The sequence below is a fragment of the Rhodococcus sp. B50 genome (assembly GCF_013602415.1).
GTDB lineage: Bacteria > Actinomycetota > Actinomycetes > Mycobacteriales > Mycobacteriaceae > Rhodococcus.
Genome location: NZ_WPAG02000002.1, coordinates 2282348 through 2305501, shown reverse-complemented (window position 1 = coordinate 2305501; position 23154 = coordinate 2282348). Strand labels below are relative to the sequence as shown.

At 67.5% G+C, this 23154-nt stretch carries 18 protein-coding genes; 12 read left to right on the top strand and 6 right to left on the bottom strand.

Translation table 11 applies throughout. The features are described 5' to 3' along the window. Nucleotides 1-46: 46 nt before the first annotated feature. Both GON09_RS10805 and GON09_RS10800 read right to left on the bottom strand, forming a co-directional pair. Nucleotides 47-1243, bottom strand: coding sequence for an FAD-dependent monooxygenase (locus tag GON09_RS10805; protein WP_213931795.1), 1197 nt, complete (start codon nucleotides 1241-1243; stop codon nucleotides 47-49). Nucleotides 1244-1288: 45 nt separating this feature from the next. Next, nucleotides 1289-2545, bottom strand: a complete 1257-nt coding sequence (locus GON09_RS10800; protein ID WP_244865484.1) for an MFS transporter — start codon at nucleotides 2543-2545, stop codon at nucleotides 1289-1291. Nucleotides 2546-2593: 48 nt separating this feature from the next. Here GON09_RS10800 and GON09_RS10795 point away from each other — a divergent pair, with 48 nt between their 5' ends. From GON09_RS10795 to GON09_RS10780, 4 genes are read left to right on the top strand one after another with little or no spacing between them, the layout of a single operon-like run. Beyond that, nucleotides 2594-3451, top strand: a complete 858-nt coding sequence (locus GON09_RS10795; RefSeq protein ID WP_213931794.1) for an IclR family transcriptional regulator — start codon at nucleotides 2594-2596, stop codon at nucleotides 3449-3451. Between the two features lie 58 nt (nucleotides 3452-3509). After that, entirely contained in the window at nucleotides 3510-4580 is a 1071-nt protein-coding gene (locus tag GON09_RS10790; RefSeq protein WP_213931793.1) for a cupin domain-containing protein, read from the top strand. A gap of 5 nt (nucleotides 4581-4585) precedes the next feature. Continuing rightward, a complete protein-coding gene (locus GON09_RS10785) occupies nucleotides 4586-5407 on the top strand; it encodes a fumarylacetoacetate hydrolase family protein (RefSeq protein ID WP_213931792.1) in 822 nt (273 codons plus the stop codon). Nucleotides 5408-5420: 13 nt separating this feature from the next. Then, the gene (locus GON09_RS10780) at nucleotides 5421-6134 is read left to right on the top strand and encodes a maleylpyruvate isomerase family mycothiol-dependent enzyme (protein ID WP_213931791.1); all 714 of its coding nucleotides are present in this window, start codon (nucleotides 5421-5423) and stop codon (nucleotides 6132-6134) included. A 117-nt stretch (nucleotides 6135-6251) separates the two neighbouring features. Here the strand turns inward: GON09_RS10780 and GON09_RS10775 are convergent, their stop codons facing one another. From GON09_RS10775 to GON09_RS10765, 3 genes are all read right to left on the bottom strand, one after another. Then, entirely contained in the window at nucleotides 6252-6653 is a 402-nt protein-coding gene (locus GON09_RS10775; RefSeq protein ID WP_213931790.1) for an excalibur calcium-binding domain-containing protein, read from the bottom strand. A 191-nt stretch (nucleotides 6654-6844) separates the two neighbouring features. Then, a complete protein-coding gene (locus GON09_RS10770; protein ID WP_213931789.1) occupies nucleotides 6845-8728 on the bottom strand; it encodes a ketoacyl-ACP synthase III in 1884 nt (627 codons plus the stop codon). A gap of 45 nt (nucleotides 8729-8773) precedes the next feature. Continuing rightward, the gene (locus GON09_RS10765) at nucleotides 8774-9607 is read right to left on the bottom strand and encodes a 3-oxoacyl-ACP reductase family protein (protein WP_213931788.1); all 834 of its coding nucleotides are present in this window, start codon (nucleotides 9605-9607) and stop codon (nucleotides 8774-8776) included. 666 nt (nucleotides 9608-10273) lie between these two features. Here GON09_RS10765 and GON09_RS10760 point away from each other — a divergent pair. Continuing rightward, on the top strand, nucleotides 10274-11053 hold the full coding sequence (locus GON09_RS10760; protein ID WP_213931787.1) for an alpha/beta fold hydrolase: 780 nt from the start codon (nucleotides 10274-10276) through the stop codon (nucleotides 11051-11053). A 98-nt stretch (nucleotides 11054-11151) separates the two neighbouring features. Further along, entirely contained in the window at nucleotides 11152-11511 is a 360-nt protein-coding gene (locus tag GON09_RS10755) for a hypothetical protein (RefSeq protein WP_213931786.1), read from the top strand. 66 nt (nucleotides 11512-11577) lie between these two features. On the opposite strand, the gene GON09_RS10750 is transcribed toward GON09_RS10755, so the two are convergent. Next, nucleotides 11578-17055 (bottom strand): ATP-binding protein, encoded by a 5478-nt coding sequence (locus GON09_RS10750; protein WP_213934400.1) that lies wholly within the window; start codon nucleotides 17053-17055, stop codon nucleotides 11578-11580. An 817-nt stretch (nucleotides 17056-17872) separates the two neighbouring features. Between GON09_RS10750 and GON09_RS10745 the strand changes: the two genes are divergently transcribed. The 6 genes from GON09_RS10745 to GON09_RS10720 all read left to right on the top strand — a co-directional run bounded on the left by GON09_RS10745 (nucleotide 17873) and on the right by GON09_RS10720 (nucleotide 23147). Next, on the top strand, nucleotides 17873-19069 hold the full coding sequence (locus GON09_RS10745) for a hypothetical protein (protein ID WP_213931785.1): 1197 nt from the start codon (nucleotides 17873-17875) through the stop codon (nucleotides 19067-19069). A gap of 153 nt (nucleotides 19070-19222) precedes the next feature. Continuing rightward, nucleotides 19223-19681, top strand: coding sequence for a hypothetical protein (locus GON09_RS10740; RefSeq protein WP_307854353.1), 459 nt, complete (start codon nucleotides 19223-19225; stop codon nucleotides 19679-19681). Nucleotides 19682-19777: 96 nt separating this feature from the next. Beyond that, on the top strand, nucleotides 19778-20635 hold the full coding sequence (locus tag GON09_RS10735; protein WP_213931784.1) for a ParA family protein: 858 nt from the start codon (nucleotides 19778-19780) through the stop codon (nucleotides 20633-20635). Next, nucleotides 20632-21162 carry a hypothetical protein gene (locus tag GON09_RS10730; RefSeq protein WP_213931783.1) on the top strand — a complete coding sequence of 177 codons (531 nt, stop codon included), beginning with the start codon at nucleotides 20632-20634 and terminating at the stop codon, nucleotides 21160-21162. Before GON09_RS10735 ends, GON09_RS10730 begins: the two co-directional genes overlap by 4 nt. Nucleotides 21163-21307: 145 nt before the next feature. Continuing rightward, the gene (locus tag GON09_RS10725; RefSeq protein WP_213931782.1) at nucleotides 21308-22033 is read left to right on the top strand and encodes a hypothetical protein; all 726 of its coding nucleotides are present in this window, start codon (nucleotides 21308-21310) and stop codon (nucleotides 22031-22033) included. 130 nt (nucleotides 22034-22163) lie between these two features. Further along, entirely contained in the window at nucleotides 22164-23147 is a 984-nt protein-coding gene (locus GON09_RS10720; RefSeq protein WP_244865483.1) for a TauD/TfdA dioxygenase family protein, read from the top strand. Nucleotides 23148-23154 lie beyond the last annotated feature (7 nt).

Below are 23154 nucleotides of genomic sequence, written 5' to 3'. Positions count from 1 at the left end.
ATCGGTGGGATCGGAGACGGCATTCGGAGGGAACGGGACGAACTGCTCAGCGGGTGCGGGCCGAACTGTATCCCCAGAGCCAGTCGGTGTACTTGTAGCTCGAGGTGTCGCGGATGCGGAACAGCTCGTTGCGGGCCTCGCGACCGGCACCGTCGAGATGCCACAGATCGCCCCACATGCGTCCGGTGGTGAGGATGCGGTTGCAGCGCGGTGCGCGTTCGGCGTTGACGTCCTGGAGGATCTTCGGCCAGTTCTTCGTGTCGCCCTGCAGATCCTCGGCGGCGTAGTCGGCGAGGCATCGTGCGTCCTCGAGTGCCATGACGGCACCGGAGGCGAGATACTGCAGCGGCGGATGCGCGGCGTCGCCGAGCAGGATCATCCGGCCGTCGACCCAGTTGTCGATGGGATTGCGGTCGAACATCGGCCACCAGCGATCGGTCCACAGATACTTCAGTGCGGCCTGCACGCTCTCGTGGCAGTGATCGTAAGCGTGGGCGAGTTCCTCGGGGCTGCCCCACATCTCCTCACCGCGGAGGAAAGCAGGGGACTGGAACACCGCGACCTGGTTGAGCATCTCGCCCTGACGCAGCGGGTACTGGATGAAGTGGCAGCGAGGGCCGATGTAACCGACGACGTCCTCGATCTCCTCCTCGAGCGGAACCTCGTTCATCGGGAAGGTGCCGCGGAATGCGACGTAACCCGAGCCGACGGGCTTGTCGTCGGAGAGCTTCGGGCGCAGACGCGAGTGCAGCCCGTCCATGCCGAGCGCGACGTCGCCGACGTGCTCCTCGCCGTTCTCGAGCACGACCCGCACGGTGTCACCCTCGGTGACCACGTCGGTGACCGTGGAGTTCGTCCGCAGATCGGCGCCGGCCTTGCGGGCCGCCTCGACGAGCACGGAGTGCAGATCGGAGCGGTGTACTACGAAGTACACGCCGCCGTAGTGCTGCTGGTAGTCGTGTCCGAGGTCGATCTTGGTGAGGATCTCCGCGGTCACGGCATCACGGAAGACGAGGTTCTTGGGCAGCACGCCCTTCGCGATGACCTCGTCGTACACACCGAGTGACTGCAGGATGCGCGAACCGTGCGGGCCGATCTGAAGGCCCGCGCCCACCTCGCCGAACTCGGGAGCGCGCTCGAACAGCGTGACCTGGGCGCCCTTCTGCGCGAGAGCGAGGGCGTTGGCGACGCCGCCGATGCCGCCGCCGGCAATGAGAACTCGTGCGTCCTTCAGGTCGGACATGACACTCCTTCGGGTGGTGTGAAGCAGGGGAGACGGGGTCCGCGATCAGTGCATGGAGATCGGGCGAAGCGAATCGTGACGTGCGGGGAACTTCTTCCAGATCACCGTCAGCAGCAGCGACGAGATCAGGGCGCTGACACCGAAGAGCACGAAGTTGGAGTTGGCACCGAGGCCGGCGGCGAGCAACCAGCCACCGATCTGCGGGGCGGCGACGGCACCGATGCGTCCGACGCCGAGTGCCCACCCGAGCGCGGTACCGCGCAGGTGATCGGGATAGTAGGACGCGACCGCGGCGATGATCAGGGCCTGCGTGCCGTGGGTGCCCACACCGGCGAGCACGAAGATCAGATACACCGCGGCGACCGGCGGGTCGAGCAGCAGGGTCAGCAGTGCGACACCGGCGATGAGCGCGGCGATGATGCTGGTCGGCACCGAGCCCCATCGCACGCCGCCCCAAGCGGTGATGAAGGAACCGGCGACCGCGCCGAGATTCAGGGCGAGGGAGAACGTGAGGGCGTTGCCGAGGTCGGTGCCCTCGCCCTGCATGAGCTTGGGCAACCAGGTGCCGAGGCCGTACCAGGCGAGCAGTGTCACGACGGTGACGGCCGCGAACATGATGCTGATGGCGCGGAAGCGGGAGCCGAGCAGTTCCTTGAACCCACCCTCGGAGCTGTCCGGATGAGTGCTGGGTACGGCGTGTTTCGGCAGGACCTTGATCGCGAGCGGTACCAGAACGAACAAGGGAATCAGAGCGAACGCGAACATGGGCCGCCAGCCCCAGTTGGGGATCACGGGGATTCCCACGAGCGCGGCGATCGAGCCGCCGATCGGGACGCCCGACATCATCATCGTCGCGACCGCGGCGCGCCACTTGTCGGGCACGAGTTCTGCGGCCAGGGCGTTCGAAGTCGGCACGAGTCCGCCGAGGCCGATGCCGGCGACGAGACGTAGCGCTCCGAAGATCGCTGGTCCGGGAGCCACCGCGCACAGCGCCGTGAAGACGGAGAGGACGACGACGCAACCGATGACGGCGTTCTTGCGGCCGATCGCGTCGGAGAGCCGACCCGCGAGCACCGCGCCGATCATCATGCCCACGAACGCGAGGCTTCCCAGTGTGCCTGCAGTGGAGGAACTGATGCCCCATTCGTCCTGCAGGCTCGAGATCACGTTGCCGTAGACGATGAGGTCGTAGCCGTCGAACACGACGAAGAGCCAGCAGACGATCACCGCGATGACGTGGGCCCGGGGGAGGGTGATGCTGCCTCCGGCCCGCGTCGGTGAAGTCTCGTTGGGGGGATGCATTCCTCAACGGTGGGCGCGTGCCACCCTCCGATGCAATAAAGTTCTGCTATGCAGAACAAGCCGATGGGCACGATTCGTAAGCCGACGTACATGCTCGAGTCGGTCGACAACGCGTTGCGGTTGCTCCAGCTGCTCCGCGATGCCGGTGCGCTCCGGCTCAAGGATGCGGCTGCAGAACTCGGGACCGCGCCGTCCACCGCGCACCGTCTGCTGGCGATGCTCGTCTACCGGGGCTTCGCCGTGCAGGACGAGAAACGGATGTACCATCCGGGGCCGGCGCTCGGCGTCGGCCCGGCCCGGCAGGGCTGGACGCGAGACTTCACCGACATCTGCCGTCCTCACATGGAAGCGCTCGCGACGCTCGCCGACGAGACCGTCAACCTCGTGATCCGGGTCGGATCGCAGGCGCGATTCCTGTGGACGGCGGAGACGGCATCGATCCTGCGTGTGGGTGATCGCCGAGGTCAGGTGCTACCCGCCGAGCTCACGGCGGGTGGCCGCATCCTCCTGGCCGAGCTGCCCCGCGCGGTGCTCGAACAGCTCTATCTGCGGCCGGCGGACGAGCCCCACATCAGCCACGGACCCAGCCCCGCCTACGAGACCGACCGCCGCATGGCGATCGGGGAGTTCGAGGAGTTCGCGCACGAACTCGAAGCGGCACGCAAGCTGGGTTTCGCGGTCAACGTCGAACAGACGGAGGAGGGCGTCGCGGCGCTCGGGGTGGCGATCCGCAACGGTCGGGGCACCGCGATCGGTGCCCTCACGGTGGCCGTGCCGGTCACCCGTTACCGCCAGCACCTGCGCGGCAAGCTGGTCTCCCAGATGCAGGCGGCGGTGCGTGGCATCGAGGTCGACGTCGCCGATATTGCCGGACCGGACGCCTTGAATTCCACGGTGCAGAAATAGATGGCTTCGCCGGTTCAGGCGCCCCTAGTTTGGAGGTAACGCCGGACAAGGAGATTTCATGACTGCCACCGAGCCTGTCGATCCCGAGCTCCAGAAGCTGTACGACGACTTCGAGACCGAACACCTCAACCCGTTGTGGACCCAGATCGGCGACCTGATGCCGATGGTCCCGACGTCCAAGGCCGTCCCCTTCGTCTGGAAGTGGTCGACGCTCTATCCGTTGGCGCAGCGCGCCGGCGACCTCGTCCCGGTCGGCCGCGGCGGAGAGCGTCGCGCCATCGCGCTCGCGAACCCGGGCCTCGGCGGCGTCCCGTACGTCACCCCCACGCTGTGGGCGGCAATCCAGTACCTCGGCCCGAAGGAGACGGCTCCCGAGCACCGGCACTCGCAGAACGCCTTCCGCTTCGTCGTCGAGGGCGAGGGCGTGTGGACCGTGGTCAACGGCGACCCGGTCGCTATGCGTCGCGGCGACTTCCTGCTCACCCCGGGCTGGAATTTCCACGGCCACCACAACGAGACCGAGCAGCCGATGGCGTGGATCGACGGCCTCGACATCCCGTTCGTGCACTACACCGACACCGGTTTCTTCGAGTTCGGCTCGGACGGTGTCACCGACGAGGGCACCCCGGACATCTCCCGGTCCGAGCGGCTGTGGGTCCACCCCGGTCTGCGCCCGCTCGTGGGCCTCGACCGCAAGACCAGCTCGCCGATCGCGTGCTACCGCTGGGAGCACACCGATCGCGCACTGAACGAGCAGCTCGCCCTCGAGGACGAGGGTTACGCCGCCACGCCCGAGCCCGGTCACGCCGCCGTCCGCTACACCAACCCCACCACCGGTGGCGACGTCATGCCGACGATCCGCGCCGAGTTCCACCGCCTGCGCCCCGGAGCGCACACCCGCGCCCGTCGCGACGTCGGTTCCGTCGTCTTCCAGGTCTTCGACGGTGAGGGCCGCTTCCATCTCGCAGACAAGAGCCACGACGTCACCAAGGGCGACATGATCGTCGTCCCGTCCTGGGTCGAGTGGTCGCTCGAGACCGACAAGGGCGTCGATCTCTTCGCTTTCTCCGACGCACCGATCGTCGAACGTCTGCATTTCAACCGCACCATCATCTCCGAAGGAGCCTGAACCTCATGCGTCTCGCCACCCTCCGCCTCGACGGCGGCACCGCCGCCGTCCGCGTCGACAACGACTCCAGCGCCACCGTCATCGACGGTTACGCCGACCTGTCCGCACTCCTCGACAACCCGGAGTGGAAGTCGGTCGCCGAGCAGGCCTCGGGCAAGACCGTCGACCTCGCCGACGCCGATTACGCACCTGTCGTTCCCGCGCCGGGCAAGATCGTGTGCGTCGGCCTGAACTACGGGACCCACATCAAGGAGATGGGCCGCGACCTGCCGGAGTACCCGACCCTGTTCTCGAAGTTCAAGGAAGCCCTCACCGGCCCGTACGACGACGTCGTCGTGCCTGCCTACGCAGCAGCTCAGCTGGACTGGGAAGCCGAACTCGCCGTCGTCATCGGCAAGCAGGCCTACCAGGTCTCCGAGGCCGACGCCGCCGAGTACATCGCCGGTTACTCGGTGATCAACGACTACACGATGCGCGACTACCAGTACCGCACGCTGCAGTGGGATCAGGGCAAGACCTTCGAGAAGACCAGTGGTTTCGGTCCGGTCCTCGACACCGACTACCAGCTCGGCACCGGCATCGAGACCCGTCTCGAGGGCGAGGTCATGCAGTCGTCGAACACCAACGACCTGGTGTTCACCCCGGCCAAGCTCGTCGACTACATCTCGCACATCGTCACCCTGCAGCCCGGCGACGTCATCATCACCGGCACCACCGGCGGTGTCGGCCACGCCCGCAAGCCCGCGCGTTACATCCAGAACGGTGAGGTCTGCGAGGTCACCATCGAGGGCCTCGGCACCGTCCGGAACAAGACGATCGTCAAGTAGGAGAAGCCGAACCGTGGGATTCAACGATCTCGACCTCTCCGAGCGGCTTCTCATCGCCCGGCGGGGCACCGCGTACCTGTCGCAGCGCCTGGCCGAGCTGACCGACGACGAACTCGACGGTCCCACCCTGCTCGAAGGGTGGACGCGCCGACATCTCGTCGCGCACATCGGATACAACGCCGCGGCGCTGTGCCGGCTCATGGACTGGGCGGCGACCGGGGTCGAGACGCCGATGTACGCGTCCACCGAGCAGCGGGCACAGGAGATCGCCGACGGCGCGACGCTGAATCCCGCCGCTCTGCGGAACCTGTTCTCCCACACTGTTGCCCGTCTCGACGAGAAGTGGCGGCATCTTCCGGAAGCCGCATGGAAGTCCGAGGTCCGCACCGCGCAGGGACGGCTCGTCCCGGCCGAGGAGGTCGCCTGGATGCGCACCCGCGAAGTGTGGATCCACGCAGTCGATCTCGACAACGGTGGCCGCTTCGGCGATTTCCCGCCCGTCGTGCTCGACTCGCTCCTCGACGACATCGTCGGCATGTGGCGCAAGAAGGACCTCGGTGCGGGCATCGCCCTCGAGGTCGACGGACGCGAACCCGTCCGGGTGCAGGACGACGCCGAGACCACCCACACCGTGCGGGGGGATCTCGCCGGCATCGTCCGCTGGGCGGCCGGTCGCGGAGCCGTCGGCGTTGCCGGAGGCCAACTCGCTCCGCCACGGTGGCTCTAGATGTGACCCTGAACGTCCCCTACGTTCGCACCGATACGACGAAGGCCCTTCCATCCCAGCGATGGAAGGGCCTTCGCCCGTCTGCGAGGAAGCGATGTCAGCGGTTCCGCGGAGTGGTCAGCGCGGATCCCGCTCGCACCCGATCCCGTCGTTGTCGCGGTCGAGACGCGGCGCGTAGCCGGGGTCGTTGCGGTGGACCGGAGCCGCACCGGCATTCCACGCCTCGGTGCAGTTCTTGAACCCACCGCTCGGCGCGGCCGGAGCCGGACGGGGAGCCGGAGCCGCCTGAGGAGCCGGAGCCGCCTGGGGAGCCGGAGCGGCCTGGGGCGTGGGCGCGGCGGGGGGAGCCGGGGCAGGTGCCGGAGGCGGCGCGAACGGGTTGAACGACCCGCTCGGGACGAGCTCGGCGATGCCCTTCGGGAGCAGGTCCACGAGAGGGAAGGCGCCTGCGGTCGAGGGTGCGGCGACCGTCAGGGCAACACACCCCAGCGTCGCAGCGACAATGCGGCGGAACTTCATGCGCGAGGCCTTTCTGTACTTCGTCAGGATCCGATGTGCCGGATCCGAACGAAATGTCGGATTGCGCGTCGCGTGTGTTACGTCGCCGTGTGACAGACGACGATCGGTCCGCTCGCGACCGGATGTCGCGAGCGGACCGATGTTCTCCGGACCTGCCGGGGGACGGTCCGGATGTCTTGTCGTACGCCGGGTCAGCCGGCGTACGTCGTCTCGAACGGCACGACCACCTTCGGGTCGATCCGCATGACGGTGTAACCCGCCACCGCTCCCGCACCGAAGCCGGGGGCGAAGATGCGCACCGGTTCGGTGATCACTCCGTCGCGGACGGCGTCGTGGATCGCGAGCGGGATGCTCGCCGACGACGTGTTGCCGACCTTCTCGATATTGAAGTACAACCGGTCGGCCGAGAGTCCTGCGTTCGCAGCGAGCTCGATGACCATCGTCTTGTTCGCCTGATGGGGAACGATGAGATCGATGTCGTCGAGCAGCGACCGCTCGGCGTCGTCGGGGGAGGGGAGGGCCTTGATCTCGTCGAGCATCTGCGCCAGATAGCGACCGGCGAGCGTCTTCACCTCGGGTCCGTAGACCGTGATGAAGTTGTCGAAGTCCGGATTCGGCCAGATGATCGAGTTGACCTCGCTCGTCGGACCGCTCGCGTAGCTGTTGAAGAACTCGAGATCGGGTGCCTCGCCCTCGGCGGCGGGCGAGACGACCATCGCCGCGGCACCGTCACCGAAGATCATGCGGGACGGCCGGACGTTGCCGATCTTGTCCGAGAACTTCTCGACGCACACCACGAGGACGGGACGCTTCACCTGCTGCAGGATGCGGGTCGCCTCGGCCAGGCCGTAGGGCATACCCGCGCACGCCGCGATCAGGTCGAACGAGGCATGGGTCTGACCGATGCCGAGTTCACCCGAGATCCACGTGGCGAGGGACGGGATCAGCCGGCCGCTCGTGCACGTGCAGGTGATGACCGCGCCGATGTCCTGCGGGCCGATGCCGGCGTGGGCGACCGCCTGCTTCGCCGCGATCAGGGCAAGTTCCTCGAAGGTGCCCGAGGTGTACCGGCGCTGTTCGATCCCGGTCTTCGCCGTGATCTCGTCGGCCGACATCGGCGACCAGTTGTAGGCGGTGTTGCGGATCAGGTCCTCGTTGGTGCACACCTGATCGCCGTGAGCCACCGCGATCGCGTCGATGCGCGGTGCGACCGCGAACTCCGACCGCACGTCGACGGCCGGGTAGGGCGTCGACGGGGCGACCGGTTCGTGCCGCGTGAACGAGGTGGCCTTGCGGGTCTTCCCGGAGGTGGCCCGGTTGATGAACCGCTGCACCTCGCGATTGCGCGGGTGCGAGACCACGACGTAGTCGTCGTCCTTCAGGTCCGCGACCCGCACGAGTTCGAGTTCGTTTCCGTCCCAGGGCTGCTGGTTGTGCAGCACCATCGACCACCGGCTCAGTGCCTCGAGTTCGGCGACGTCCTCGTGGCAGTCGAGGATCTCGTCGTATCCGAAGACGGGGTGGTTCGGATCGAAGTGCCGGACACGGAGGGTGATGTTCTCCGGATCGGAGAGCAGCTGCGCGACAGTGGGTTTGACGGTCGGAAGATCGCCGGCGAAGTGACGACGAGAGCCGAAGACCGCGAAGAGCCGATCGAAGATGTGATCCTCTGCGGTGCTGTCCCATGCGCGGGGAAGCGAGCGGTAGGCCTCCTCGACGGCTCCCAGCCGCTCCTCGGCCTCGGGCCAGGGAGTCAGGCGGGGCATGTAGACGTCGTCACGATTACGGGGCACGTCGCCCCAGCGGGTGACCCGCCGCTCGAACATCATCAGGGCGAAACGATCGGCCCAGAACACGTTGAGGGCCATGTCCCGCATGATCTCGAACTTCGAACCGTAGTTACCCAGTTCGTGCCGGGCGAGGATCTCCGAGACCGTGGGTGCCTTGGTGTCGAAGTCGCGGCGGATGACGGCGTCGAGATGCTCGACGCTGCTCAGCGTGGAGAAGTCGAGTTCGGGAATGAAATTGGAGGGAAAGACGATTCGGCCGTGCCGATTGAGCTCGAAGGGCTGCATGTGCGAGGGGACCGTTCGATTCGAAGTTGTGGTGGGAAGGCCGGATCACATGTCCAGGCCGCCGTTGACACCCCACACCTGACCGGTGATGTACGAGGAGGCGTCTGCAGCGAGGAAGTGCACGACCCGGGCGATCTCCTGGGGGTCGGCGAGTCGCTTCACGGGGATGGTGTCCGTGATGCGCGCGAGCACCTTCTCGGGGATGGCTTCGACCATCTCGGTGGCGACGAAGCCCGGGGTGACGGTGTTGACGGTGACGCCGATGCCGTTCGAATCCAGCTTGTCGTTCTTGGCCAGATAGAAGGCTGCTTCCTTGGCGAGGGTCTTGGTGAGGCCGAACAGACCGGCCTTCGATGCCGCGTAGTTGGCCTGGCCGATGTTTCCGGTCTCGCCGATGACAGAGGAGACGTTGACGATGCGCCCGGTGCCGCGCTCGAGCATGTGTCGCAGTGCTGCCTGCGCCAGGTAGAACGCGCCCGAGAGGTTCACGCCGAGGACGGTGTCCCAGTCCTCGTCCTGCATCTTCAGTACCGTGCGGTCGATGGTGATGCCGGCGTTGTTCACCAGGATGTCGAGGCGACCGTGCGTGTCGATGACCTCGTCGATGGTGCGGCGGCAGTCGTCTGCGTTCGCGACATCACCACGGTGCACCGAGTAACGGACCTCCTTGCGGCCGTTCTCGTTCAGGTCTGCGAGGAACTGATCGGCCTGCGAGGTGTTGCGTCCGTAACCTGCGGCGACGGTGGCACCCTGACTCGCGAGGCTGCGGCTGATCGCCGCACCGATGCCGCGCGTGCCGCCGGTGACGAAGGCGACGCGTCCGCGGAGCTTGTTTCCGCCGGCGTCGGTCTGCGGAGTGGGTTCGATGGTGCTGGTCATGCTGATCTCCTCGCTGTGAGGGGACAGCGACGGACCCGGCGACGATGCCGGATCGACGTGCTTGTTCCCCTGCTCCCCTGATTTCTCGGGAGGAACACGTTCGGCTCCCCCGAGCCGTGGCGTGTCCTCCTCGCGGACTCGATGTCCGCGATTCCCTGCGACACCAATAATGCAGCACCGTGGTTGTGTTGTCAGCTGGAACATTTCGATGGGTCCGACCATGCGTTTCTGGCCGATGGTAATGAAAAGTGTTTGAGCTCAAATGAATTCGGAGATATTTTCGTGCTACTGGCGAGTACCGACATACTGCTTGTTCGCTCGATCGGGTGTCGGGGGCCGCCTCGCTTGCCGAAGGATGTCATGGTTGGCGCAGCGTGTTACCGCAGGGTCAGATGCCGTCGAAATGCACTGTGTATGTTCAAGAAATGTTCATGTATCACCGGAATATGTTGGTGTGCAACATAATAGAGTTGGCGGCGTCGGATCTGAGTAAACATCCGGTGTGGCACTGTGGCGGCACTCGGTGTCACCTCGCGGGGCTTCAGGGACCAACCGACCGGTATTCCCGACCCGAAGTCGGTTCACACTCGAGTCGTGTGTGACTTTTGACACATACGCCCCGCGCTGTGGTGCAAGCGCCTCGGGGCGGGATGGGAGGATGGCGCCGTGAGCCGAATCCATCTTGTCGAAACGTCGGTAGCGCACCTCGAGGTCGGCGTCGACGGGGAGGGGCCGGCAGTAGTACTGCTTCCCTCCCTGGGGCGCGACTCCTACGAATTCGATCCGATCGCGAGCGACCTCGCGGCAGCGGGATTCACCGCTCTGCGACCGCAACCCCGAGGTATCGGCCGCAGCCGCGGGCCCATGACCGACCTCGACCTGCACGACCTCGCCGGCGATGTCGCCGCCGTCATCGAGCACTTCGATGCCGCTCCCGCGGTGGTGGCCGGTCATGCATTCGGGCACTACGTGGCCCGTGTGCTGGCCGCCGACCGGCCCGATCTCGTCCGGGGGGTCGCCGTGCTGGCCGCCGGTGCCCGCCGCTTCCCGGCCTCGCTGACCGAGCGTGTCGCCAAGTGTTCCGATCTGTCCCTTCCCGACGACGAGCGCCTCGTGCATCTGCGCGACGTCTTTTTCGCCGAGGGGCACGACCCGGCGGTGTGGCTCGACGGCTGGTGGCCCGAGGCGATCGTGTCGCAACGGGCCGCGATGGCCGCGACCGACAAGGAATCGTGGTGGACGGTCGCGCCGTCACCTCTGCTCGACGTGCAGGCCGGTGAGGACGTCTTCCGGCCCGCGGAGACCCGCGGTGAGCTCGTCGAGGAGTTCGGAAGCGAACTCGTCTCCACGGCCCTCGTGCCGGGTTGCGGGCACGCCCTCGTCCCGGAATCCCCTCACGAGGTGGCCCGGACCCTGGTCGAGTGGATCCGTACGCGCCTCGGATGAAGGTTTCGTCATCTTCTGCTCATCGCCCCCTCATCGTCGTGCATCAGAGTTGCCGGTGATCAGGACGGAACACCGAGTCGAGGAGAACGATCATGGCGATGAGTCGTACCGCATGGACCGTGACCGCTGTGGCGGTCGCAATGACGGCCGGCACCGTCGGTTTCCTGTCGGCGAACCGGGGTGAGTCCGCTCCCTCCGAACCGTCGTCGTTCACGGTCGCCCGCGTGGCGGACGAGATGACGACCGGCAGCCCGGAAGGAACCGTTCGGGCGGGCATCGACACCGCCCGGGCTGCAGGACCGGGGGACCTGCCCAGTGACGTCCCCTATATCGACGTCACGACGTGCGACGCGTGGTTCGAGGACTGGGACGACACGGTGCCGGACCACGTCGAGGACTTCTACGACGACTGGGACGACCGTTGCGACGATCTGCACAACGACGATTACGACGACTGACCGGCACGACAGAAAACGACCCCCACCGGATGTTCTCCGATGGGGGTCGCCTCGTCTGTGCGGTCGTTACGCGAGCGTGCGCGCCATGCCTCGCTCGACGGCCGCGATGATCTGGGGACGCAGCTCGACAGCGGGCACGATCGCATCCACCGAGCCGACCTGCTGCGCGCGCTGGATGTTGTGGATCGCCTCGAACTCCGCTGCCACCTCACCCAGCTTCTCGGACCGCACCGCGGTGCGCAGCGCCGTGAGTTCGACACCCAGACGTGCCTTGTCGCCGTCCTCCGCGGCCCGCAGCTGGGCCTCGAGTTCCACGACCCGCGGATCGCTCGCGGTGCGCTTGTTGACGTCGCGGGTGAAGACGACTGCTGCCGCCGGAGCGCCACCGAGCACCGACGCGAACGAACCCTCCACGGCGAGGACTTCCATGTTCTCGTTCAGTGCGCCCGAGAACACCACGAAGGCACCACCGTGGTACCGGGAGACCACCACGAACACGATCGGACCGTCGAAGTTGACGATGGCCCGGCCGATCTCGGCGCCGTACTCGAGCTGCAGGTTGCGCAGCGACTCGGGGGAACCGTCGAAGCCCGACAGGTTGGCGAGCACCACGAGCGGGCGGTTGCCGCTCGCCGCGTTGATCGCCCGCGCCGTCTTCTTCGACGACTTCGGGAACAGCGTGCCGGACGTCCACTGGTCCGGTCCGTCGGCGGGGAACCAGCCCTTGCGCGGGATCGCACGGGACTCGATACCGATGACGCTGACGGGGATACCGCCGAGATGCGCGTCGAACACGACCGAGGTGTCGGCGTCGGCCATGTCGGCCCACCGCTCGAGCACGGCATGGTCCTGGTCGACCACGGAGCGCATCACCGTGCGGATGTCGAACGGCTTCTTGCGATCCGGGTTGGTCTCGGACGAGAAGATGTCACCGACGGTGGTGAAATCGCTGGACGGATGCACGTGCGGGTACACGCACACGTTCCGGTCCACCGGGTCGGCGGACACGGCCTTGCGCGGGAAGCGCTCGCCCGGCGCGACATAGGCGTGGGCGTAGTGCGCGAACAGTGTCTCGATGGCAGCGCTGAGGTTGGGAGCCCAGTACTGCGCCTGGCCGTTGGGGCCCATGACGCGGTCGTATCCACCGATACCGAAGTTGTCCTCGGCGGAGACGCCACCCGAGTAGTCGAGCGACTGCTTACCGGTGAGCACCATGGCACTGTCCGGCGTCATCACGAGGATGCCCTTGGTATGCATGAGCATCGTCGCCTCGGCGTTCCAGTACGGCTGCGCGCCGACGTTGATGCCGGTGACCACGACGTTGATCTCGCCGCCGTTCTGCGTGAACGTGATGATGCGACGCAGCCCGCGCGACACCCAGTCCATGTTCTCGGTACCCGAGCCCATCGAGATCGTCGCGCCCGACGACAGCGCGAACCACTCGACGGGGGCGCCGAGGCTCTCGGCGAGATCGATCGCGGCGACCACGCGGGAGCATTCCGCCTCCGCGACGGTGCCCAGCGCCTTGGTGGGATCGCCGAACAGCGCGACGCGCTTCATGCCCTCGGGGTAACGCGGGGTCGGGGTGTCGACGACGCCGACGATCAGACCGGCGGTGTTGCGGCCGTAGGGACGGTCGACGGGCACGAGGGTGCCCTGCTCGTCGAAGTCGTACTCGACGAAGGTGCCCTGGCCGCCGGTGAGCAGCGGGATCAGCTCGTACGGGTAGACGGTGCCGCGGGCACGCGACCGCTGGACCTTCTGGGTGTACTCGTCGAGCGGCTTCAGCGGCTCCTTCGGCGGTTCGGTGACCCGCACGATGACGCCGGCACCGGACCGGTACGAGAAGCGCAGGGCGACCTCGCGTGCCGGCTCGTCGTGCCGATCACGCCACGAGCCGATGACCGTGATCTCCTCGAGGCCGGCACCCACGGTCAGCGGGGCCGCATTGCGGCCGATGCGACGCAGGTCCTCCATGTCGAGATCGACGGTGGGCCACACGTAGAGCACCACGCGGTTCGCGTCGAGACGTCGCCCGCCGCGGTTCGCCTGGGCGCGCCGCATGCCGTCGAGCGAGCCGGCGAGAGCGCGTTCGAAGGCCGGCAGTCCGACGATCCTGCCGGACTCGTCGCGCTGCGGGGTCAGGTCGCGCACCTCGGCGAGCGCGATGAACCGCTCGTCGGACGGGTTGTCCTGCGACACCAGGTGATACAGGTAGGTGTCGGGGTTGGCAGGCAGGCGGGTGCCGTCGAAGTTCTTCAGGCGCCACAGATCCAGACGCTGACCCGTGAGCGGATGGATGTCGCGGATGTTGGTCTCCTCCGCGTATCCGGTCTCGTAAGGGCGGAAGGTGAACACGTGCTCTTCGGCCGTGTCGGTGTGGCAGACCGTCACGGTCACGCGACGGGCCCCACCCGTCACCGTGCGGGCAGCGAGTTCGGTGCGCAGCGCGTCGGCCTGGGCGTCGGCATCGGCCGGAGCATCGTCCCACGCGAGGTAGAGGTCGATCACGAGGTTCTTCGTGTCCGGAACCGAGGCTGCGGACTCCTCGACGGCGTCGAGAAGCGAGGCGAACTCGGCCTGCGGTGCCTCCGCGGAGATCAGGTACAGACGCGTGCCGCGCAGATCGAAGTTGCCGGTGACGAACTGGTGTCCGCCGACCGTGCACGAACGGACGTCCTCGAGGGTGCGGATCTTGTAGGCGCGTCGGGTGATGACCTCGAGCAGCGGGCCCGGAACGGTCTCGGGGCGCGTGATCTGCTGTGCGAGAAGATCGATCAGCGGTTCGGGGGTGGCGACCAGCGACTCGATGCGCTGTGCGTAGTCCGCGGCCTGCGGATGCTCGGCGAGGTATGCGAGCGAACCGCGGACGCCGTCGTAGACCTGCTCGCGGGCCTTGCGGATCACCGGCTCCTCGAAGTAGCGGTACCGCAGGTTACGGGCGGCGTCACCGATGAGGGGGAAGCGGACCTGGGTCGCGACGATCAGACGGTCGAGGACCTCGTTGAGCTCGTGGGAGATGCCCACCTCGGTGTCGTCGCGCTCGACCCAGCGGTCGAGCAGCGAGGTGACCACGGGAACGTGGGCCTCGATGCGCTCGAGCGCGAGGAACAACCGGTAGACGGCCTCCTCGAGATCCGGGGTGCGATCGAGTTCGACGACGTCGTAGTGCCGCAGCGCACGGGCGAGACGCGCACGGAAGCTGTCCGGCAGACCCCCGACCTCCACGTCCAGCGACTGCAGGTAACCGTGGAAGAACTCGCGGGGACTGTGCACCCGGTCGTCGCTGTTCTTCTCGTCCTCGGTGGGGCGGTTGCGCGACAGTTCGCACACGTCGGCGAACGTCGTGAGCAGCGCCAGCTCGGCGCGGACGATCTCGCACGAGTCGACGGCCCCGGAGAGCCGCTCGTACTCGGCGAGCAGGGCCGCGGTGCGCTTGGCGGACACGTCGTATCCGGTGACCAGCGCGGCCAGTGAGTCGAGACGGGCAAGGGCGTCGGCGGCGACGTCGTCGCTCAGCGAGGGCGCCGGTGCGGCGAACGCCACGCGCTCGACGGTCTCGGTGACGACCTCCTCGACGATCTGGTCGACCCGCAGGAGGGGGGCACCTGCGTCGACCTGTGCATTGACGACGGCGAGAATCTCGCGGACCTTGCCGGCGAACGGAGCGCGGACCGCGGTCTCCATCTTCATCGACTCGAGCACGACGAGCGTCTGTCCGGCCTCGACCTCGTCACCGACGGCGACGGGGACCGCGACCACCACCGCCGGGGCGGGTGTGCGCACCACACCGGCCTCGTCCTGGCTGATCTGGTGGCTGATGCCGTCGACCTCGACGAGGAAGTGGGCGGGACCGGCGATCGACACCACGTTGTGGCGGTGGCCGCCGAGGGTCAGGCGCGACTCGTAGTCGCCGAGCCGCTCGACGTCGACGTCGAACTCGGCGGTGCCGGTGTCGACCCGGTAGCGGTGCGGACCGACCTGTCCGACGACGAGTTCGTAGGCCTGCCCCTGGTAGCTCAGTTCGACCTTGCGGCCGACGGCGTGGCCGGCGCGCGGGCGACCACCGCGGGCCGATGCGAGGAAGGCGGCGCGCTCGCGGGCCTCGTCGGTGTCGTAGACGTCGACAGCAGTCGCGATGAGTGCGACGTCGGCGACCTTGGACGGTCCGGTCTCGGTGCCGGCGCCGGTGCGGTCGAGCCAGCCGGTGTCGGCGGAGGCGTCGATAACCTCGGGGCGATCGAGCAGGTCGAGCAGGAACGACTTGGTCGTCGTGCCGCCGTCGAGGACGACGGTGGTCTCGCGCAGAGCGGTGCGCAGGCGGGCGAGTGCTTCGTCGCGGTCGCGGCCCCACGCGATGATCTTGGCGACCATCGAGTCGTAGTCGGGCGGGATGACGTCGCCCTGCGCGATGCCGGTGTCGACGCGCAGGCCGGACCCGAGCGGGAACTTCAGCAGCTGCACGGTGCCGGGGGCGGGTGCGAAGCCGTTGGCGGCGTCCTCGGCGTTCAGGCGGGCCTCGACGGCGTGCCCGAACTCGCCGGGGCACTCGCCGGGCAGCTTCTCGCCGGAGGCGACGAGGATCTGCAGCTTGACGAGGTCGATGCCGGTCGTGGCCTCGGTGATGGGGTGCTCGACCTGGAGGCGGGTGTTGACCTCGAGGAAGGTGAAGATCTTCAGGTCGGGCTGGTAGAGGTACTCGACGGTGCCGGCACCGGCGTATCCGGCCGCGCGGACGAGATCCGCGGAGACCGCGCGCAGGTGGTCGGACTGCTCCTTGGTGAGCAGGGGAGAAGCCGACTCCTCGATGACCTTCTGGTTCTTGCGCTGGATCGAGCAGTCGCGCACGCCCGGCGCCCACACGTTGCCGTGCTTGTCGGCGATGACCTGGACCTCGACGTGGCGCGCGTCGGTGACGAGACGCTCGATGAACACGACGGGGTCGCCGAAGGAACGCTCGGCCTCACCCTGGGTGCGTTCGAGGGCGAGTTCGAGCTCGTCCTCGGCGTAGACCTTGCGGATGCCGCGGCCGCCGCCGCCGGAGCGGGCCTTGATGATCAGCGGGTAGCCGATGGCCTGCGCGTGGCGGCGGGCGTCGGCCCGGGAATCGACCGGTCCACCGGACCACGGTGCGACGGGAACGCCGACCTTCTCGGCGAGGATCTTCGCCTCGACCTTGTCGCCGAGCAGACGCATGGCGTCGGCCGAGGGGCCGATGAAGGTGATACCGAGGCGGGCGCACAGCTCGGCGAAGGCGGGGTCCTCGGCGACGAAGCCCCAGCCGACCCACACCGCGTCGGCCTTCGCCTCGAGGAGTGCGCGCTCGAGTTCGGCGTGATCGAGGTAGGGGGTCGCCGCCGTGGTCGACGGGCGGAGGGTCACTCCTTCGTCGGCCTGACGGACGAACATCGCCCGTCGTTCGGCGTCGGTGTGCAGAGCGATCGTCTTGATGTCGTAGCCGTGCTCGGAGTTGAGCTCCCGGACTGCCCGGATGAGGCGTACGGCCGCCTCACCGCGATTGACCACTGCGATCCGCTTGAACATACTCGTTGCCACCGTTCTCCATGGTTTGTGCACGCATCGGGCGCGCGTCTCGAAGCTCCACCCCAATGAGGAGGACAAACTAACCGGTCCTACGTCCCACGTCTCGTGTTGGCGACGCGAGCGGGAACATGTAGCGGTCGGCTCCTCGTGGTTGGCATGGGCATGCGTGTTCGTCGTCGATCCAGCGGGCAACATCCGCGGTGTCCGAAGGACCGTTTCGAACAGGTCTCCGCAGCTACGGCCGCCGGTTGTAGCGGTCACGTCCCCCAGGGCGAAGGCTCCGTTCGGATAACAGCATGGAGGAAACATGAGGGTTTGTCACGTTTTGCTCCCGGACGGAGGGGTTCGTCGTTGCTCATCGACCTTCTCCCCTCACCGGCATTCGGGCACAGGAACTTTCGGACGGGCACGGGCTGCGAAAGGGGGCGCGGCGGAGGTGGGCGCGCCAGGTACTGCGCAGTAACACCCATCGGTAACTTTCGGGGCCCTTCACGGCCCACCTCGGATGACCCCCCGTTTCCGCTGGTACGCACCGATTTTCGCGCACCCGGAACCGGCCCCGACCCAGAATCGGGCGAATCGCGCCGAGCCCGCCCGGCAGTCCTGTGACATCCGTCACGACGCGCGAAAACGCGAAGGTCACAACCGAACCGGGACGCGCGTGTCGATGCCCCGAACGGTGAGCGCGGACGGTCCGGGATCCGGGCCGGTTCCGGGCATTCCTCCGAGTGCTCGCGGAATCTGGAACAGTGGACAGTGCGCGCCTACGGCCGAGCCGCGGGAGCGTGTACGGCGGACGAGCCCGCGAGGAGGATCCGTGCCCGATCGACCCCACGTCCCGGACCGCGACGACGCGCCCGGACACGACAGCTCGCCGGTGGACCGGCGCACCCGAATCGCCGGGCAGGTCCGTCGATGGTGCGAGAGCAGCAGCATCGAGGGCCGGCACGCGCCGCTGTCGGATGCCGCAGCTGTCGCGCTGGCCGCCGGCTACCTCGACGACTCCGCACGCGCGGTACTGGCGAACCGCCGGGGAGCCGGACGCCGGCTGCCGGCGCTCGACGGCTTCGGTGAGCTGCGCCTTCTCTCCGACGACCACGCACGCATCCGCGCGCGCATCGCCGGTCAGCGGCCCGGTGCCGCGCGACTCGCGCTCGAGTACCGGGCCAACGAGCTCGGCAAGCGCATCCGGTCGGCGCATCAGGCTGTCGTGTACTCGCCGTTGCATTACGCCCAGGGGGTCCGCGCCGTCCGCCGCGATCGGCGCGACGGACTGCACCTCGAGATCGAGCAGCGCGAAGCGCTGTTCGCCGCGCTGCAACGCACTCCCGCGCCCGTGCCGGTCGCGCCGGTGGAGCAGGCGCGGGGAATGGTGCTCGGTGTCGCCGTCGACCGCGTGAGCCGCTGGTCCGAGCGCACTCCGCTGGCCGAGGCCGGACGCCGCGTGGCCGAACGGCTCGGGCAGGAGATGCCCACCGGTGACGATCGCTTCGTCGACCGCTACGACACCCTGCTGTTCCTCGCCGGGTCCCTGTACGACCGCATCGAGGCGTCGGCGGCGTGGCGTTCGGGATATTTCGAGGTTCAACGAGCCCAGCTCGATCTCGCCGAGGAGCTCACCCAGATCGCGGTGGACACCGTCGCTCTGCGCGATCTGCTCGACGAGCTGAAGGCTGCCATCCGATCGGCGCCGGAGGCGCGTTCCGGACTCGAATCGCGGGTGGCCGCGCTCGAACCGGTATGGGATCAGATCCTCGCGCGCGTCACAGCCCTTGCGCGCATCGGAGACCTCCTCACGCGGGCCGAGGACCACCTGCACCTCGCTCGCATCGCGCAGCGCACCGCGAATCTCGACGAGCGGATCGACGATCTGATCGGCAGGTCGGGTGTGCGCGAGTTGTCAGCGGAGAACACCGATTTCGTGGGCGACCAGCTCGGTGCGGCGGCCGAGCCGATGGTCGCGCTCCGCAGTGCTTTGTGGACGGACATCGCGGAGCTCACGGCGAAGGAGTGACCCGGAGTCGCTGTCACCGATCACACCGATTCGGCTGCGATTCGGAGTGGATACCCGAACTCGGGAGACGTGACCGGCCTCACTGGTGCATTTGTCCGAACCGGTGGTAGCTTCCTCGCGTCCGGTCGGGGGTCGATCCACAAGGGGGGCGCGGTGGCGTCGCGGTTCGTGCGTACAGGTTTTGCGCTGGCTGTCGCTGTGGCGCTGGGTGTCTCGGGATGTTCCGGGTCGACGAGTGTGTCGGTCGTCGACGACCCGAGGCTCGAGGCGGAGTTCGAATCGGTCCTCGTCTCGGGACAGGCCCGCACGCTCGGGGAGATCACGGCCGCTGCGGGCATCGAGTCGTGGGACCGGATGTACTACTTCCGGGTGCCGGTGCTGATGAGCGAGCTCAACCGGATGATGCACACGCCGGGCGTGACCTGGCGCAGCCTGCCGGGGTCCGATGCCGAAGGGTTGATCGTCTTCGTCTCGCAGGAGCAGATCGTGCGCGCGGTCGCCGACCGCGAGCCGCCGCTGTACCTGAGCGGCTTCGCGACCTCCGACTCGAGTGTCACACCCGATGAGCTCGCCGGTATTCCGCGCCTCGCCGTCGAGTCCAGAGGGCGCTGATCCGGTAGCCCGCCACCCGGCTGCCCCGTATGTCGGTCCTCGGGTAGTTTTGCTCGCAACAACGAGTGAAGAATTTCTTTCCCGAAGAGGTGTGGGGTGGCACGGGTAATCGCGACGATCAACCTGAAAGGTGGCGTCGGCAAGACCACGACGACGGCCGCACTCGGCGAGTTCATGGCGGCGGAGTTCGGGCAGCGAGTCCTCCTGATCGACCTCGACCCGCAGACCAACCTCACCACGATGATGGTGGGGGAGGAGCGTTGGCAGGAACTGAACGAACTCGGGAGGACTCTCGCGACGCTCTTCCGGAAGGCGATCGACCCCGATGCCGACGAGTTCGACATCGAGAAGGCTGTCCAGCGTGGTGTCTCGCCCGTGCGTACGGTGCGTGATCTCGACCTGCTCGCGTCGTCCCTGGACCTCATGGACATCCAGGAAGGCCTCACCCACCAGCAGTACGCCGATCCCGGCTCGCATCGTCCGGTCGAGGTCCTCCTCTCGGCCGTGCGGCCCATCGCCGACCGATACGATTACATTCTCGTCGACTGCCCGCCGAATCTCGGCATCCTCACCCTCAACGGATTGCGTCTCGCCGACGGGTATCTGATCCCCACGATCCCCGACATCCTCTCGACCTACGGAATCCCGCCGCTGCAGACGAAGATTCGGGAATTCGCGGAACGGACCCGCCATCCGGTGCGCGAGATCGGTCTCGTCATCACGAAATATCGCAGTGCATCGAATCTGCACCGCGCCATCATCGAACAACTCCAGCGCGACGACCGGATCGCGAACGTCGTTCCCGCCTGGGTGCCCGAAGCCAACCAGATCGCGGCGTCCGCCGAGTACGTGCCCTACGGCACGCTCAAGCGCAAGTACGGCAACACCGGCCAGTACGACGCGCTGCGGATCCTCACCGAGACGATCATGATGAATGCGCAGGTGTACCTGTGACGAATTCCGGTACCGACACCGACATGGCACAGGCGCGTCTGCGGGTGCGTATCGGCGAGGCGAGTTCGGCGCTGTTCCGCCTCGACGAGGCAGCCCCAGGAACTGCCGGCGCACTCGTCGCCCTCGTGCAGGTGATCGCCGACGAGGCGGCACGTACGCCGCGCTTCGCGAAGGCGCTGGCAACCGCGCTCTCGGTGACCGCGGACGCGCCGGTCCGCACGACCGTTCCCGGCCGTGCTGCTCCTCCCGTCGCTGCTGCTCCTCCTACTGTGGCCAGGACGCCCGCACGTCGCAGCCGGCGTGCACCCGGCGCATTCGATCCGTTCGCGGTGTACCGCGAGAGCGGAGAGGCGACTCTGCGGGAGAGACTGTCGTCCCTCGGAGTCGAGCAGCTCAAGGACATCATCGCCGAGCACGCCATGGACTACGACAAGCTCGCGATGCGCTGGCGCACCCCGTCCAAACTGCAGGACCGCGTCGTCGAACGGGTCAAGGCGCTCACCACGAAAGGTGATGCGTTCCGGTGATAGGTCACAGTCGGTTCTTCTTCTGCTCGTAGCCACGTATGGTCGCTCGAGACCTCCGGTCTCGACAGAGACCGCAGGACGTGGGTGCATCGAGTCGCAGATCCCACTCGACCGGCCGATGTACGCACCGAGAAGAGGAGCCGACATGGGGGACATCGTTCGACAGGGAGTCACGGCCTTCGTTGCCGAAGTGCTGGCGCGCGGCGGCCGGGCCGAGCCGATTTCCGGGCAGCGGGACGTCCGCGTACGCGGGGCGGACGGCTCCGAACGAGTGGTGCGGGTGTGTTCGACGGCGAGCGATCCGTGGCTCGCGCGACGTCGCGACGGAGTTCCCGCCACCGACGGCGCAGGTGTGTCGCACTGGGTGTTCGTCGATCTCGCACCCTCGACACCGGAGTTCTACGTGGTGGACGCGGACGACATCGAAGCGGGAATCGAGGAGGAGGTCGCCCTCTGGCTCGCCGATCGCCCCGGCCGGACACCCACCGGCAGCCACCCGATCCAGCGCAGCAACGTTGTTCACGGTCACGATCACTGGGATCTGCTCGGTCTCGCGAAGATCAAGGATCCCGGGCGCGGCCCGGCGCCCGTGCCTGCCGCGACCGCCCGCGTGGAACGTCCGGCCGCACCGACGGTCGCGGAACCCGACGCCGACGACGGGCGGCTCGCGGTCGTGGCCGATATCGGGGGATACCGCGTGCAGGGGCGCGTCGATCCGGTCTCCGGGACGCTCGAGGTCATCCGCGGACCGATGGAGGGACGCCGCTTCCCCGATGCCACGGCAGCGGCCCGGGCGCTCGTCGCCTTCTTCGACGACCACGAGACGAGGCCCGACGGCGACGCCTTCTGGCGGAGCGAGGTCCTCAGGTGAGATTGCGTGCTTCCGGGAGCGGTTCGTTTCGATCTCGGTGACCACAACCGTCGACTCGGACGACGGATGGCGGTGAACTGAACGGGCGCAGTCAACAATGCCCGGTTCAGATCATCGAAGGGGAGATCGCATGACCATCACCGAACTCGATCGCGATACGACCACCGCCGAATCCGTCTATGCCGCCGGAGGGATCGCGGTCACCAGGCTGGGGGAGCGCATCGGTGCTCGCATCGACGGGGTGCGCTTGTCCGGGTCGTTGTCGCCCGAGACTGTCGAGGCGATCCGCTATGCGCTCGCCGTGCACAAAGCGATCGTCTTCCGCGGCCAGCATCATCTCGACGACGAGGAGCAGTGGGCCTTCGCGGGTCTGCTCGGCACGCAGACCCAGTCGCACCCCACCGTCCACTCGAAAGGCAAGCGGCTGTTGCCCATCGAGGGTGCCGCCAACAGCTGGCACACCGATGTCAGCTTCGTCGACCGCATTCCGAAGGCGTCGATCCTGCGTGCGGTGACGCTGCCGCCGTACGGCGGTGCGACGACGTGGGCGTCCACGACCGCCGCCTACGAGCAGTTGCCGGACGCGTTGAAGGCGCTCGTCGACAACCTGTGGGCCCTGCACACCAACCTCTACGACTATGCCGAGAAGCTCGACGCGGGCAGCTCGGATCCGGCCCTGACCGCAGAACGTCGGCTCTACCAGGACGAGTTTCGCCGCAACACCTACGAGACGATCCACCCGGTCGTGCGGGTCCATCCGGAGACGGGTGAGCGCACCCTGCTGCTCGGTCACTTCGTGAAGGAATTCGTCGGCCTCAAGTCGTCGGAGACTGCGGCGCTGTTCCAGCTCCTTCAGAGCCGGATCACGAAGCTGGAGAACACCTTCCGATGGGCGTGGGAGGACGGCGACGTCGCGATCTGGGACAACCGCGCCACGCAGCACTACGGCATCGCCGATTTCGGCGACCACGCCCGCCGGTTGCAGCGCATCACCCTCGCCGGCGACATCCCCGTCGGCGTCGACGGAACGCGCAGCCGGGTCGTCCAGGGCGACGCGAGCGAGTACTCCGTGGTGGAGCAGCCGTCCCGGCTGCCCGGCTTCGACGAGCGCTGAGATGTCG